Origin of the sequence: Methylobacterium haplocladii, assembly GCF_007992175.1 — a bacterium.
Lineage (GTDB): Bacteria > Pseudomonadota > Alphaproteobacteria > Rhizobiales > Beijerinckiaceae > Methylobacterium > Methylobacterium haplocladii.
This window is the reverse complement of the sequence record NZ_BJZT01000035.1, coordinates 42,324-54,968: the sequence shown is the minus strand read 5'-3', so window position 1 is coordinate 54,968 and position 12,645 is coordinate 42,324. Positions and strand designations below refer to the sequence as shown.

The 12,645-nt window shown below is 68.4% G+C and carries 11 protein-coding genes; 4 read left to right on the top strand and 7 right to left on the bottom strand.

Annotated elements, in window-relative coordinates; all coding sequences use genetic code 11:
* Positions 1-60: 60 nt before the first annotated feature.
* The gene (locus MHA02_RS15960; RefSeq protein WP_147080410.1) at positions 61-1,566 is read right to left on the bottom strand and encodes a carboxypeptidase M32; all 1,506 of its coding nucleotides are present in this window, start codon (positions 1,564-1,566) and stop codon (positions 61-63) included.
* A 143-nt stretch (positions 1,567-1,709) separates the two neighbouring features.
* On the opposite strand from MHA02_RS15960, the gene MHA02_RS15955 reads away from it, so the two are divergent.
* The gene (locus tag MHA02_RS15955; protein WP_147080408.1) at positions 1,710-2,183 is read left to right on the top strand and encodes a nuclear transport factor 2 family protein; all 474 of its coding nucleotides are present in this window, start codon (positions 1,710-1,712) and stop codon (positions 2,181-2,183) included.
* A gap of 15 nt (positions 2,184-2,198) precedes the next feature.
* Here the strand turns inward: MHA02_RS15955 and MHA02_RS15950 are convergent, their stop codons facing one another.
* Positions 2,199-3,512, bottom strand: a complete 1,314-nt coding sequence (locus MHA02_RS15950) for a replication-associated recombination protein A (RefSeq protein ID WP_147080406.1) — start codon at positions 3,510-3,512, stop codon at positions 2,199-2,201.
* A 163-nt stretch (positions 3,513-3,675) separates the two neighbouring features.
* Between MHA02_RS15950 and htpX the strand changes: the two genes are divergently transcribed.
* The gene (gene htpX, locus MHA02_RS15945; protein WP_147080404.1) at positions 3,676-4,590 is read left to right on the top strand and encodes a zinc metalloprotease HtpX; all 915 of its coding nucleotides are present in this window, start codon (positions 3,676-3,678) and stop codon (positions 4,588-4,590) included.
* 3 nt (positions 4,591-4,593) lie between these two features.
* Here the strand turns inward: htpX and MHA02_RS15940 are convergent, their stop codons facing one another.
* The 4 genes from MHA02_RS15940 to MHA02_RS15925 all read right to left on the bottom strand — a co-directional run bounded on the left by MHA02_RS15940 (position 4,594) and on the right by MHA02_RS15925 (position 9,152).
* Positions 4,594-6,048 carry a DegQ family serine endoprotease gene (locus tag MHA02_RS15940; protein ID WP_147080402.1) on the bottom strand — a complete coding sequence of 485 codons (1,455 nt, stop codon included), beginning with the start codon at positions 6,046-6,048 and terminating at the stop codon, positions 4,594-4,596.
* A gap of 82 nt (positions 6,049-6,130) precedes the next feature.
* Positions 6,131-7,084: a phasin family protein gene (locus MHA02_RS22405; protein WP_147080400.1), complete on the bottom strand. Its 954-nt coding sequence runs from the start codon at positions 7,082-7,084 to the stop codon at positions 6,131-6,133.
* Positions 7,085-7,267: 183 nt separating this feature from the next.
* A complete protein-coding gene (locus MHA02_RS15930) occupies positions 7,268-7,621 on the bottom strand; it encodes a phasin (protein ID WP_147080398.1) in 354 nt (117 codons plus the stop codon).
* A 232-nt stretch (positions 7,622-7,853) separates the two neighbouring features.
* Positions 7,854-9,152: a glycosyltransferase gene (locus MHA02_RS15925; protein ID WP_147080396.1), complete on the bottom strand. Its 1,299-nt coding sequence runs from the start codon at positions 9,150-9,152 to the stop codon at positions 7,854-7,856.
* A gap of 116 nt (positions 9,153-9,268) precedes the next feature.
* On the opposite strand from MHA02_RS15925, the gene MHA02_RS15920 reads away from it, so the two are divergent.
* Both MHA02_RS15920 and MHA02_RS15915 read left to right on the top strand, forming a co-directional pair.
* The gene (locus MHA02_RS15920) at positions 9,269-10,567 is read left to right on the top strand and encodes a glycosyltransferase family 4 protein (RefSeq protein WP_147080394.1); all 1,299 of its coding nucleotides are present in this window, start codon (positions 9,269-9,271) and stop codon (positions 10,565-10,567) included.
* A gap of 53 nt (positions 10,568-10,620) precedes the next feature.
* Positions 10,621-10,815, top strand: coding sequence for a hypothetical protein (locus tag MHA02_RS15915; protein WP_147080392.1), 195 nt, complete (start codon positions 10,621-10,623; stop codon positions 10,813-10,815).
* A gap of 80 nt (positions 10,816-10,895) precedes the next feature.
* Here MHA02_RS15915 and MHA02_RS15910 read toward each other — a convergent pair whose 3' ends face one another.
* The gene (locus tag MHA02_RS15910) at positions 10,896-12,581 is read right to left on the bottom strand and encodes an acyl-CoA dehydrogenase family protein (protein ID WP_147080390.1); all 1,686 of its coding nucleotides are present in this window, start codon (positions 12,579-12,581) and stop codon (positions 10,896-10,898) included.
* Between the last annotated feature and the right edge of the window lie 64 nt (positions 12,582-12,645).

The following is a 12,645-nucleotide window of genomic DNA, read 5'->3' as shown; positions in this document are numbered from 1 at the left end:
GGGGGCGGCTGCCTACAGGGTACCGCCCGGCCGGTCTACCGGCGGGCGCCTTTTTCGGCGTCAGGCCACGGCGGCGTCGGCGACATAGCGCCGGTCGAGATGGGCCAGAAAATCCTCTGCCCCGAGCGGCTTGCCGGTCGCGGCGACGAGCAGCTCGTCGGTCTGCAGCAGGCTGCCATTGGAATGGACGTTGTCGCGCAGCCAGCCGCGCAGCTCCGAAAAATCGCCCTGCGCCAGCGCCGGCCGGATGCCCGGCAGGGCGGAACAGGCCGCCTTGAACAGCTGAGCCGCGCCCATCGCCCCGAGCGTATAGGTCGGAAAATAGCCGAAGCTGCCGCCGGGCCAGTGGATGTCCTGCAGGCAGCCGAGGCGGTCGTTCGGCACGTCGAGACCGAGCAGCCGCTTCATGCCGTCGTTGAAGGCGCCCGGCAGGTCGGCGACGGCGAGATCGCCGGCGATCATCGCCGTCTCCAGCTCGTAGCGGAGCAGGATGTGCGCCGGATAGGTGCACTCGTCGGCATCGACGCGGATGAAGCCGGGCTCCACCCGCGTGTAGAGCCGGTGGACATTCTCGGCGTTCCATTCCGCGCCCTGCCCCTGGAAGGCGTCGCGGAGGCGTGGCGCGAGAAACTCCGAGAATTCCCGAGTACGGCAGGCCTGCATCTCGATCAGCAGCGACTGGCTCTCGTGAAGGCTCATGCCTCGCGCATGCCCGACCGGCTGGTGGCGCCAGGCGGACGGGCGGCCCTGCTCGTAGAGGGCGTGACCGGTCTCGTGCATCACGCCCATCACGGCGCGCGTTGCGTCGTCCTCGTCGTAGCGGGTGGTGATGCGCACGTCGTCGGTGGCGCCGCCGCAGAACGGATGCAGGCTGACGTCGAGCCGCCCCCGCGAAAAGTCGAAGCCGGCCGCGCGCATCAGCGACAGGCCGAGCGCCTTCTGGCTCTCGATGGGAAACGGGCCGGGCAGCGGCACGGCCGGTGGCTGCGACGTTTGCCGCGCCTGTGCCTGCTGGACGAGACCCGGCAGCGTCGCGCGCAACTCCGCAAACAACGAGTCGATGCGGGCGCGGCGCATGCCCGGATCATAGCCGTCCAGCAGCGCGTCATAAGGTGAGAGGCCGAGCACCGCGCCCTTGGCCTCGCCGACGAGGCGCTGCAGCCGCAGGACCTCGGCGAGGTGCGGCTTCAGGCTCGCGAAATCGGCATTCCGGCGCGCCTCGCGCCAGACCATTTCCGACTTGGTCGACGCCTTCGAGCTGGCCTCCACAAGATCGCCCGGCACGGCGGAGGCGTGGGTGTGGACCCGGCGCATCTCGCGCAGGTTCGCCCGCTCCCATTCGCCGAGAGCCGAGACATCCGCCTCGGCCTCCGAGAGACGGTCTGCCGTCGATGGCGCCGTGAGCAGCTCGTGCGAGAGGACGCTCAGCGTGGCGAGCTGTTCACCCCGGGTATCCGACGCCCCGTCCGGCATCAGCGTCTGCGTGTCCCAGCTCAAGATACCACCGGCGTCATCCAGTGCGCCGAGCCGGGAGAAGGTGGTCGCGAGCGAGCGGTAGGCCTGCATCGATGTCGGGTGTCCCTGTGTGCCGGTGCGGTTCGACTAGCATGGGGGCAGCAGCGTGACGACGCGCGAGCCGTCGCCATTGACGATGAGGCCGATCATCGGCACCCATCGGCTCGACGCCGACCTCGTCCTGGGATGACGCGATGACCGAGACCCGACCACCCCTGCCGCCGTTCACGCTCGAAACCGCGGTCAAGAAGGTCCGCGCCGCCGAGGACGGATGGAACGGGCGTAATCCGGAAAAGGTCTCGCTTGCCTACACAGCCGACAGCCGCTGGCGGAACCGCTCCGACATCTTTCAGGGCCGCCCGGCCATCGTCGCCTTCCTCACCAAGAAGTGGGAGCGCGAGCACGAGTACCGGCTGATCAAGGAGATCTGGGCGCATGACGACAACCGCATCGCGGTCCGCTTCGCCTACGAATTCCATGATGCAGCCGGACAGTGGTTCCGCGCCTACGGCAACGAGAACTGGGAGTTCGACGCCCACGGCCTGATGCAGGTGCGCCATGCCAGCATCAACGATCTGCCGATCCAGGAGAGCGAGCGCCTGTTCCACTGGGACCGCTCCGGCCCGCGCCCGGCGGATCATGCGGGGCTGACCGCGTTGGGGCTTTAGGCTCGAATTCCGGCCCTACCCATCCCCTCGCCGCTCCTGCCTCAACCTCTCCCAATAAGCCAGCCGCTCACGGTAGCGAGTCTCCATCCCGCGATCCGTCGGCAGGTAGAATTGCTGGCGGTCGAGCTGTTCCGGCCAGTAATCCTGTCCCGAAAACGCGTCCGGCTCGTCATGGTCGTAGCGGTAGCTGTCGCCGTAACCGATGGTCTTCATGAGTTTCGTCGGCGCGTTGAGGATGACGCGGGGCGGCGGCAGCGAGCCGTGCTCCTTGGCAACCTTCGTGGCGGCCTTGTAGGCGTTGTAGACGGCGTTCGATTTGGGCGCGCAGGCCAGATACACCGTGGCCTGGGCGAGCGCGAGTTCACCTTCCGGCGAGCCGAGGAAGTCGAAGGCGTCTTTGGCCGCGTTGGCGATCACCAGCGCCTGCGGATCGGCTAGCCCGATATCCTCCACCGCCATGCGAACCAGCCGGCGGGCGATGAACAGACGGTCCTCGCCGCCATCGAGCATCCGGCAGAGGTAGTAGAGCGCGGCGTCCGGGTCCGAGCCGCGCACGGTCTTATGCAGCGCCGAGATCAGGTTGTAGTGACCCTCCTGCGCCTTGTCGTAGATCGGGGCGCGGCGCTGGACGAGGTCCTGAAGCGTCGTCGCGTCGAGAGTCTCGCCGGGCTTTGCCGAGCGCCAGACCTCTTCCGCCAGCGTCAGCGAGGCGCGGCCGTCGCCGTCGGCCATGCGCACGAGGACGGCGCGGGCCTCCTCGTCGAGGGGCAGAGGTTGTTTCGTCAGATCCTCGGCGCGGGAGAGCAGCTTGGCGATGGCCGCCGCATCAAGGGCGCGAAACAGCAGGACGCGAGCGCGGGACAGCAGCGCGGCGTTCAGCTCGAAAGACGGGTTTTCCGTGGTCGCGCCGACGAGAGTGACGGTGCCGTCCTCCATCACCGGCAGGAAGGCATCGAGCTGCGCGCGGTTGAAGCGGTGGATCTCGTCGACGAAGAGCAGCGTGCCACGTCCCGTGGAGCGCCGCCCGCGCGCCGCCTCGAATACCTTTCGCAGGTCGGCGACGCCGGAAAAGATCGCGGAGATCTGCTCGAAGTGCAGGTCGACCTCGTGGGCGAGCAGCCGCGCCACGGTGGTCTTCCCGGTGCCGGGCGGCCCCCAGAAGATCAGCGAACCCAGCGCCTTCGAGGCCAGCAGACGCGAGAGCGACCCGCCCGGGCCGGTCAGATGCTCCTGGCCGACCACCTCGGCGAGCGTCTGCGGGCGAAGGCGGTCGGCTAGCGGGCGCGGCGCGGTGTTGTCGAGGCCGGCGGAGGCGAAGAGGTCGGACATCGGCGCATCAACACTCCGGCACGACGGCTCTGCAAGCCCATCCAGCCATGCGCCCACAGCGGCAGCATCGATGCGGCGTATCGATCCTTATTCCCGCATGTCTTTCGCAGCTTGAGCCGAGCGCCCATTTTGGGGGCATGCAGACCGGCGCGGTGGCGACCCGATGAACTTTGTGAAGACCGCCATCCTGCTTGCCGGCCTGACCGCCCTCTTCGGCGCGGTCGGGCTGGCGCTCGGTGGAGCCAAGGGGATGGTGCTGGCGCTCGGCATGGCCGTGCTGACGAACCTCTACGCCTATTGGCGCTCCGACAGCCTGGCCCTCAACGCCCATGGCGCCCGCGAGGTCGATGCGCAAAGTGCGCCGGAACTCGTGGCGATGGTGCGCGACCTCGCCGGCCGGGCCGGCCTGCCGATGCCGCGGGTCCACCTCGTCGACGATCCGCAGCCCAACGCCTTCGCCACCGGACGCAATCCGCAGAACGCGGCGGTCGCGGCGACGACAGGCCTGCTGAATGCCTTGAGCCGGGAGGAGGTGGCGGCCGTGATGGCGCACGAACTGGCGCATATCAAGAACCGCGACACGCTGATCATGACGGTCTCGGCGACCCTCGCCGGCGCCATCGCGACGCTGGCGCAGTTCGGCTTCCTGTTCGGTGGCCGTGGCGACGCCCGGCCGAACCCGCTCGTCTCGATCGCCGCCGCCATCGCCGCACCCTTCGCCGCGATGATCGTGCAGTTCGCAATCAGCCGCGCCCGCGAATACGAGGCCGACCGTGAGGGCGCCGCGATCTGCGGCAACCCGCTCTGGCTCGCCTCGGCGCTCGAGCGGATCGAGGCGGGCGTGAGCCAAGTGATGAGCCCGTCCGCCGAGAGCCACCCGGCTACCGCGCCGATGTTCATCGTGAACCCACTGACCGGCGGCGGCATCGACGCGCTGTTTTCGACGCACCCGCCGACGCGCGATCGGGTCGCAGCCCTGCGGCAGTTAGTCGGCGGGATGCCTTCGGCGCCTGCACGGTTCAGCGACGCGCGGTGGGTGGGATCTCGGGACCCATCACGGCGCGGCCCGTGGAACTGACGACTACCCCCGAAACACCGACGTCATCACCTCGCCGCCGCGGTTGATCGAGACCTCCCAGACGCCGAGGCTGTCGCGGGTCATGCGCTCGAGATCCTTGGTCGAGGAGACGGCGCTGCCGTTGATGGCGACGATGACGTCGCCCTTCTTGAAGCCGGCGCGACCGGCGATGGAGCCCTCGTCGACCTCGGCGACCGCGACGCCTTCCGCCGGGAAATCGACCTGGATTTCTTCCGCGACCGCAGGCGACGTGTTGACGAGGGTCGCTCCCACGAAGGGCGAACGGCTCTTCACCTTCAGCGCGTCCCGGGGCCGCGTCTCGGGGGCGGAGCCGAGCTTGACCTCGACGGTCTGCTTCTTCGTGCCGCGCTGGATGCTGAGGGTCGTCTTGCCCGTCGTCCCCTTCAGGGCGAAGCGGTAGCCGAAGGCCTCCGGGTCGTCGACCTGCTGGCCGTCGATGGCCAGAACGACGTCGCCGCGCTTGAGGCCGGATTCCTCCGCCGGGCTCTTCGCCTGCATGCTGGCCACCAGCACGCCGGTCGGCCGGTCGAGGCCGACGCTCTCGGCGATGTCCGGCGTCACCGTCTGCAGGCGCGCGCCGAGCCAGGGGCGCCGCACGGTCGAGCCGCCGCCCTTGGCGGTGTCGACCACGGCGCGGATCATGCTTGCGGGGATAGCGAAGCCGATGCCGTGGCTACCGCCCGATTGCGAGTAGATCGCGGTATTGACGCCGACGAGATGGCCCTTGAGGTCGACCAGCGCGCCGCCCGAGTTGCCCGGATTGATCGCGGCGTCGGTCTGGATGAAGAATTGGTAGTCGGACGAGCCGACCTGCGTGCGCGCCAGCGCCGAGATGATGCCCTGCGTCACGGTCTGGCCGACGCCGAAGGGGTTGCCGATCGCCATCACGAAGTCGCCGACCTCGAGATGGTCGGAATCGCCGATCGGCATCGGCGCGACGTCAGCGGGCGCCTTGATCTTGAGCACGGCGAGATCCGTGCGCGGATCGCGCAGGACGATCGTTGCCTCGAATTCGCGGCGGTCGGCGAGCGAGACCTTCACCTCGTTCATGTTGTCGATGACGTGGTTGTTGGTGATCACGAGGCCTGAGGCATCGACGATCACGCCGGACCCCAGGGAGCGCTGCGCCCGCTCGCCCGGCATTCCGCCGGAGCCGCGGCCCGGCGCGTCCTCGCCGAAGAAGCGGCGCATGAACTCCGCCATGGCGTTGGAGCGGGCGTTCCGCTTCTCGACATGCGTGGCGTAGACGTTGACCACCGAGGGAGCGGCCCGCTTCACGATCGGCGCGAAGGAAAGCTGGATCTCGCCCTTCGAGAGCGGGGGCACCTTCTCAGGCGTCGCCGCCATCTGAGCGGCGACGGGCAGCGGTGCGATGCAGGCCGCGGCGGTCAGGGCAGCGGCTAGGGCGCGGCCCGGCGTGAGCGGCGAACGTGGCATGGCAGTCTCCCGAAGGCGATGAGGCTTCCGGGCTGTCTATCACGCCGAATCGGGCACGTGCGTGGCTTCGCGTGCGCGTCCGTCAGGGAAGACGCGCACCGCCAAAACGGCTCGCGCTGCGCACGATGGTGCTGATGCAGCTGAGCGAGGAATCCGCCGCGCGCTGGAACTCGCCGACTTGGAGGCGGATCAGTTCTGCCGGCGACTTCACCTTGGTGAGTGCCTGCATGTGAGCGAGCGCCGCCTCGCCTTCCTTGCGGACGAAGGCGAGCACGGTCTCGTTGATCTCGGTGATCTGGGCCGAAGACGCACCGACGCCGAAGCTGGCGGACGCCTTGGCGGCGATCGCCGCAGGCTTGGCGATCGCTGCGACGACCGGCTCGACATCCGGTGCTTTCGGAGCCGGGGCCTCGGCAGTCTTGGCCTTGGCAGCCACCGGCTTGGCGGCGACAGGCTCCGGTGCGGAGCGCGGTTGTGTCGCTGCCTTCCCCGAAGCCGGCTCCGCGACCGGATCGGCCTTGGCAGCGGGGGCCTTCGCATTGGAATTGGCGGGCGTCACGGCGGTGGTCGCCGCCTCCGCCGCCTTCGGCGTCGGGTTGACGTCCGCAGCCGGCTTGCTCGCGACGGAAGCGGATTTCGCGGGCTCGGTCTTCGCCTCGGGAGCCTTGGCCGCGGGAGACTTGGCCGTCGTCGGAGCGGGAGCCGCTTCCTTCGTTGCAACGGGCTTCAGCCCAGCCGTCTCGGTCTTCGGTGCCGGGGGACGGAAGGTCGCCGCCGTCCCGGTCTTGTCCTGGCTCTTGTCCTGATGCTTGCCCGGCGTAGCGGCTGCGGTCGGGGCAGCCTTCGGAGCCGGGGTCGGATCCGGCTTCGCGGCGGTCTTTTGCGGCGACGGAGCCTGCTCGACCTTGGTCGGCGGCTTCTGCGCGGCCTTCGCGATGGCCTCGGCGGCCGGCTTCGTCACGGGCTTTGCATCCTTGGCAGGCGCGTCCTTCGCAGCCGTCTCGGATTTCCGCGTCGGTTCAGTGTGCGTCGCCATCAGCCCGCCTCCTCGTCGTTTCGTATTGCTGCGAGGCGCGATGCCGGAATCTCACAAAGCGGATTCCAGACCGCCTCCTCTCCCTGGGGCCGAACCCGCGGCCGGACCGGTCGCGGGTTCGCCGGGAGATGCTCTGTCTTACGGGTCCGATCGATCGAGCGGACCCGTCAGGCGCGAAGCGCCTTAATGCGCGGCCTTCTGGGCCAGCGCGCCGTAGTCCTTCGCCTGCGCCTGGAGGGCGGCGAACTGGGACTTCACGTATTCGGACTGGATCTCGAAGGCCTCGCGGAGGTCGCGGGCACGAACGAGCTTCTGCGTGAAGTCGAAGGTGGCGTTCGCGTTCGTCTGGGCATGGTCGATGCCCTTGAGCACGGCGGCGTGCACGGTCGACTGAACGTTGACGCCGGTGCTCTGCAGCTGCTCGGACGTCTTCACGGCACCGCTCAGGAAGCTGCCGAAGGCGTTGCGGGCCTGATCGACGCTCTTATCGGCAAAATCGCGGAACTCGGTCGGGATCTCGAAACCTTGCGTAGCCAAAGCAATCTCTCCTGTGGAATTCGGTCGGCCCACGGCGACTCGTCGCGTCCGACAGGTGGAGATATGTTGCAGTGCAATATGGAAGTCAAGACCGATTCAAGAGGGCCTTCGCGACCTGTCCCGAGCGACCATGCAATTGATGTGGAACCGAATTCGCCCACTTGCAGGCTAGCAGCCTGCGCTGCCGGCGGTCAAACATGCAGATCGAAGAGATGACAGTAGCCGGCAACTGTCAGCGTAGCGATAAATTCGTCTCCGCCCTCTGGCACCCCGCCGCGAGATTGAATGCGGGATCCGAAGCGGCACCACTGAGCTTCGGTGCAATGCCACGCATCATTGTTTCGTAGATTCGAATCAGGCCGGCGGCATGCGCCGTCAGCGTCATCGGGGCAGCCCAATAGCGTTCGTGGGCCGCTTGGCCTGTGCGTTGCACCATTTCATCGTCGGTGATTCGCGCGAAGGCAGCCGCGAGTGCCGCGACATCCGGTGCGACGGCAAACCCGCTCACCCCATCCTCGACCTTTTCGGACGCGCCTGAATGCGTCGAGGCAATCGCCGGGATGCCGGCGGCAAGCGCCTCGTAGATCGTGAGCGGACCGGTCTCGTACCAGCGCGAGGGCGCGCAGACGGCGCGGGCGCGGCTGCGCAGGATCGCCTCGACCTCCGCCGGGCTCCGCCAGCCGAGCACTTCGACGCCGGGCGTCGCCCGCAGACGCGCTTCCAGCGGACCGGCCCCGATGAAGAGCGCCGGAATCCCAGCCTGCCGCGCCGCATCGGCCACGAGGTCTGCGCCCTTCTCCCGCGTCAGGCGGCCGACATAGGCGATGGCGTCGCCCTTGGCCGGATCGGCCGGCGGTCCCTTCGGCGTACGCACCGGATTGTCGAGGCGATGATGCCGTAGGTCGAAGCCGGCGAGCAGCGCGCCGGCCCGCCCGACGCTCGCGTCGCAGACATGGATGACGTCGAGGCGCCCGGCGCCGATCGCGGTTCGCATCGCGGCCGAGCGGGCGACGCGCACGAGCTTGTGCAGCCGGCTCTTCGGATCGCAGGCGGCGGTGACGCAGGACGCTGACAGCGGCTTCAACGTGCAGGGCTCGGCCTGGTCGAAACGGTAGTAGAGCCCGTTCGGGCAGGCCAGGAAGTAGTCGTGGAGGGTCAACGCTACCGGTACGCCGCGCGCCAGCAGCACCGGGAGCACCGCCGGCGACAGCGCGCGGGTCCATTGGTGCAGGTGGATGCAGTTGGGCGTCACAGGCAGCGCGTCGAGGGTGGTGGCGAGCCGGCGGGCGGCCTCGGCGTGCCAGATGCCGGTGACCGCACCCTTCCAGGCCGGCAGCGACCAGACGTCGTCGAGGCCGAGCCCGATTCGGTGGATCCGGGGATGGTCGAGCAGCGCGTCGGCCGGCCCGTCGATCGCCTGGATGAAGCTGACGGCGATGCCGGCCTCCGCCAAGCCGCGGGCCGATTCCACGGCGACCTTCTCCGCGCCACCGCTGGCCACGGCGAATTCGGCGAGGATCACGACATGCATGGCAGGGTGCCCCGGTCGCCGGGCGTAGCGTGGCCCGGATCGTCTCCGGGTTTACGCGCGATCAACTGCCGACCGGTAAAGATGATCGACTTCTTCCGGAATGATCGGCTGCCGTCGTGCGTGTCGTCCTGGTTCTCGATCACGCCCACATCAATGGAGGGCAGGCGAAAGTCGCCCTCGACTCGGCGTTGGGGCTGCGATCGCGGGGGCACGCCGTCACGGTCTTTGCGGCCGTCGGCCCGGTCGATCCGCGGCTCGCGCCGGCCGGCATCCGCGTCGTCTGCCTCGGGCAGGACGACATCGCCTCCACCACGAACAAGCTCGCCTTCGCGACCCAGGCGATCTGGAACCGCAAGGCCGCCGCCGCCCTCGCCAAGGAGCTGCGGCACTATGATTCGGCCGACACGCTGGTGCATGTCCACGCCTTCGCCAAGTCGCTGTCGCCTTCGATCGGCCTGCCGATCCGGGCATCGGGCCTACCGTGCCTCTACACGATGCACGAGTTCTTTCTGGTCTGTCCCAATGGCGGCTTCTACGACTACCCGGCGGAAACGATCTGCCACCGCACGCCGATGTCGCTCTCCTGCCTCGGCACGAATTGCGACGCGCGTTCTTACCCACGCAAGCTGCTGCGGGTCGTGCGCCATGCCGGGCTCGACCATGTGGCCCGCCTGCCCGACTTGTTTCGCCACGTGATCACGATCAGCGCCTTGCAGGAGCGCGTGATCGCGCCTCTGCTACCCGGAACGACGGTGTTTCACCGCGTCGACAACCCGATCTCGGTGGCCCAGGCCCCGCCCCGCTCCGGGCCGCCCGGCGACTTCCTGTTCGTCGGCCGCATCTCTACCGAGAAGGGCGCGCCGATCTTCGCGGAAGCGGCGCGCCGGGCCGGAGTGCGGCCGGTCTTCGTCGGCGACGGGCCGAGCGCCGCCGATCTCAAGGCGCGCTACCCCGAGAGCCTCATGCTCGGCTGGAAGCAGCCGGAGGCGGTGCAAGCACTGATGCGGGAGGCCCGCGCGCTGGTGTTCCCGAGCATCTGGTACGAGGGCCAGCCGCTCACCGTCTACGAGGCGCTGGCCGTCGGCTGCCCGGTGATCGTGAGCGATGCCTGTGCCGGCCGCGAGGCGATCGAGGACGGCGAGAACGGCTTCTGGTTCCGCTCGGGCGATCCGGCTGCGCTCGCGGCGCATCTGTCTCGGCTGAAGGACGACGCGCTGGCCGACCGGCTGAGCCGGCAGGCGCACGAGCGCTACTGGTCCGGCCCGCTCAGTGTCGATGCCCATCTCGACCGGCTGGAGCAGGTCTACGAGCGCGTGGCCCGCGAGGCCGTGGGCCAGCGCCGGGGCAACGCCGCGGCACCCGTCCGCCGTCCACCGCCGATCGGCACGGAAACACCGCCCCACGCGCTGCGTTGAGGGGGCACGCGCACCGCGATTCAGGTGCGGCCTCAGAGTAGCGAGCGACCGACATGTCCGAGACGACAGCCAAGGATCCGGCCGGCAACAATAAGGCCGACGAGCACGGCAAGCGTCCGAGCGACACACCGACGGGCGACAAGTCCAATGCCGCCAACACGCAAGGCAAGATGGAAGACCGCCTCGACGAGGCCCTCGAGGAAACGTTTCCTTCGAGCGACCCGGTCTCGGTGAAGATCACGAAGTAGCCCAGACCTTGGTACCAGACGAAAAACGCCGGGGTGGATACCCCGGCGCTTTTCGTTCGACGTCGCGTCTCTCGGGCCGCTTACTGCTCCAACAACCGCCGCGCGATCACCTGCGCCTGAATCTCGGCGGCGCCTTCGAAGATCGAGAGGATGCGGGCGTCGCAGAGCAGGCGGCTCACCTGATACTCGAGCGCGAAGCCGTTGCCGCCGTGGATCTGCAGGGCGTTGTCGGCGGCCGCCCAGGCGACGCGGGCACCGAGGAGCTTAGCCATACCGGCTTCGAGATCGCAGCGCTTGCCCTCGTCCTTCTCCCGGGCGGAGAAGTAGGTGAGCTGGCGGGCGATGTTGATCTCCACCGCCATCATCGCGAGCTTGTCGGCGACGCGGGGAAACTCGACCAGCGGCTTGCCGAACTGCACCCGCTCCTCGGCGTAGCGCAGGCCGACATCAAGCGCCGACTGGGCGACGCCGATGGCACGGGCCGCGGTCTGGATGCGGGCGGATTCGAAGGTCTGCATGAGCTGGGCAAAGCCCTTGCCCTCGACGTCGCCGAGCAGGTTGTTGCCGGGAACCGAGAAGTCCTCGAAGGACAGCTCGTATTCCTTCATGCCGCGATAGCCGAGTACGTGGATCTCGCCGCCGGACAGACCCTCCACCGGGAAGGGCTCCTCGTCGGTGCCGCGCGGCTTCTCGGCGATGAGCATGGAGAGGCCGCGATGGCCCTTCTCCTCGGGCTTGGTGCGCACCAGCACCGTCATGATGTCGGCACGCACGGGGTGCGTGATCCAGGTCTTGTTGCCGTTGATCTTCCAGACATCGCCCTCCTTCGTGCCGCGGGTGCGGAGCGAGGCGAGGTCGGACCCCGTGTTCGGCTCGGTGAAGACGGCGGTGGGCAGGATCTCGCCGGAGGCGAGCTTCGGCAGGAAGCGCTGCTTCTGCTCCTCGGTGCCGCCGCCGAGGATCAGCTCGGCCGCGATCTCGGTGCGGGTGCCGAGCGAGCCGACGCCAATATAGGCGCGCGACAGTTCCTCGGAGACGACGCACATCGAGATCTTCGGAAGGCCCATGCCGCCGTATTCCTCGGGGATCGTCAGTCCGAAGACGCCGAGCTCGGCCATCTTCTCCACGATCTCCATCGGGATGTAGTCGTTCTTCAGGTGCCACTCGTGCGCCTGGTCGACCACCTCGGCCTTGCCGAAGCGGCGCATCTCGGAGCGGATAGCCTCCATGTCCTCGTCGAGACCGGAATCGCCGATCGTGGCAGAGCCCGAGCCTTCGCGGATCTTGGCGACGAGCGCCTTCCGGTTGGCCGCCGTGTTGCCGTCGGCGATCACAGCCTCGACCGCCTCTGTGCGGTACTGCGCGAGTTCGCTCTGCTGGAAGCCGAGGGACGAGGTCGGGCGCACCATCTCGCCCTGGCTCATCGGAATGCCGCCGAACATCTGGTCGAGATATTCGCCGGCGCCGATCTTCACGAGGAGGATCTCGGTCTCGCCGAGCCGGCCCTCGGACTTCAGGCGCTCGGCGTAGCCGGAGAGCTCGCGCACCGCTTCGCCGTAGGTCGCAAGCCAGGCAAGGCCGTGGGCGGCATGCTGCTCGGCCTCGAGCTTGGCCGCGTCGACCTTACCCTCAGGCGTCAGGATCAGCTTGCGGACGCGCGCGGTCGCCTCGGCGACGAGCTTCTTCGCGGAGTCCGCCGCATCGCGGGTCAGGCCGACGAGGTCCTGGGTGTCGTTGTCGGGGCGAACGGCGGGGGAGGCGGCCATGTCTCAACTCTCTCGTGAAATGAAATCCTTGAGGGTCATTATAGGGTGGATCGGTGCCGCAGTA

Bases quoted from the DNA above. Each gene is read 5' to 3' on its own strand.
- MHA02_RS15960 (WP_147080410.1), bottom strand. From the start codon at position 1,566: ATGCAGGCCTACCGCTCGCTCGCGACCACCTTCTCCCGGCTCGGCGCA.
- MHA02_RS15955 (WP_147080408.1), top strand. From the start codon at position 1,710: ATGACCGAGACCCGACCACCCCTGCCGCCGTTCACGCTCGAAACCGCG.
- MHA02_RS15950 (WP_147080406.1), bottom strand. From the start codon at position 3,512: ATGTCCGACCTCTTCGCCTCCGCCGGCCTCGACAACACCGCGCCGCGC.
- htpX (WP_147080404.1), top strand. From the start codon at position 3,676: ATGAACTTTGTGAAGACCGCCATCCTGCTTGCCGGCCTGACCGCCCTC.
- MHA02_RS15940 (WP_147080402.1), bottom strand. From the start codon at position 6,048: ATGCCACGTTCGCCGCTCACGCCGGGCCGCGCCCTAGCCGCTGCCCTG.
- MHA02_RS22405 (WP_147080400.1), bottom strand. From the start codon at position 7,084: ATGGCGACGCACACTGAACCGACGCGGAAATCCGAGACGGCTGCGAAG.
- MHA02_RS15925 (WP_147080396.1), bottom strand. From the start codon at position 9,152: ATGCATGTCGTGATCCTCGCCGAATTCGCCGTGGCCAGCGGTGGCGCG.
- MHA02_RS15915 (WP_147080392.1), top strand. From the start codon at position 10,621: ATGTCCGAGACGACAGCCAAGGATCCGGCCGGCAACAATAAGGCCGAC.
- MHA02_RS15910 (WP_147080390.1), bottom strand. From the start codon at position 12,581: ATGGCCGCCTCCCCCGCCGTTCGCCCCGACAACGACACCCAGGACCTC.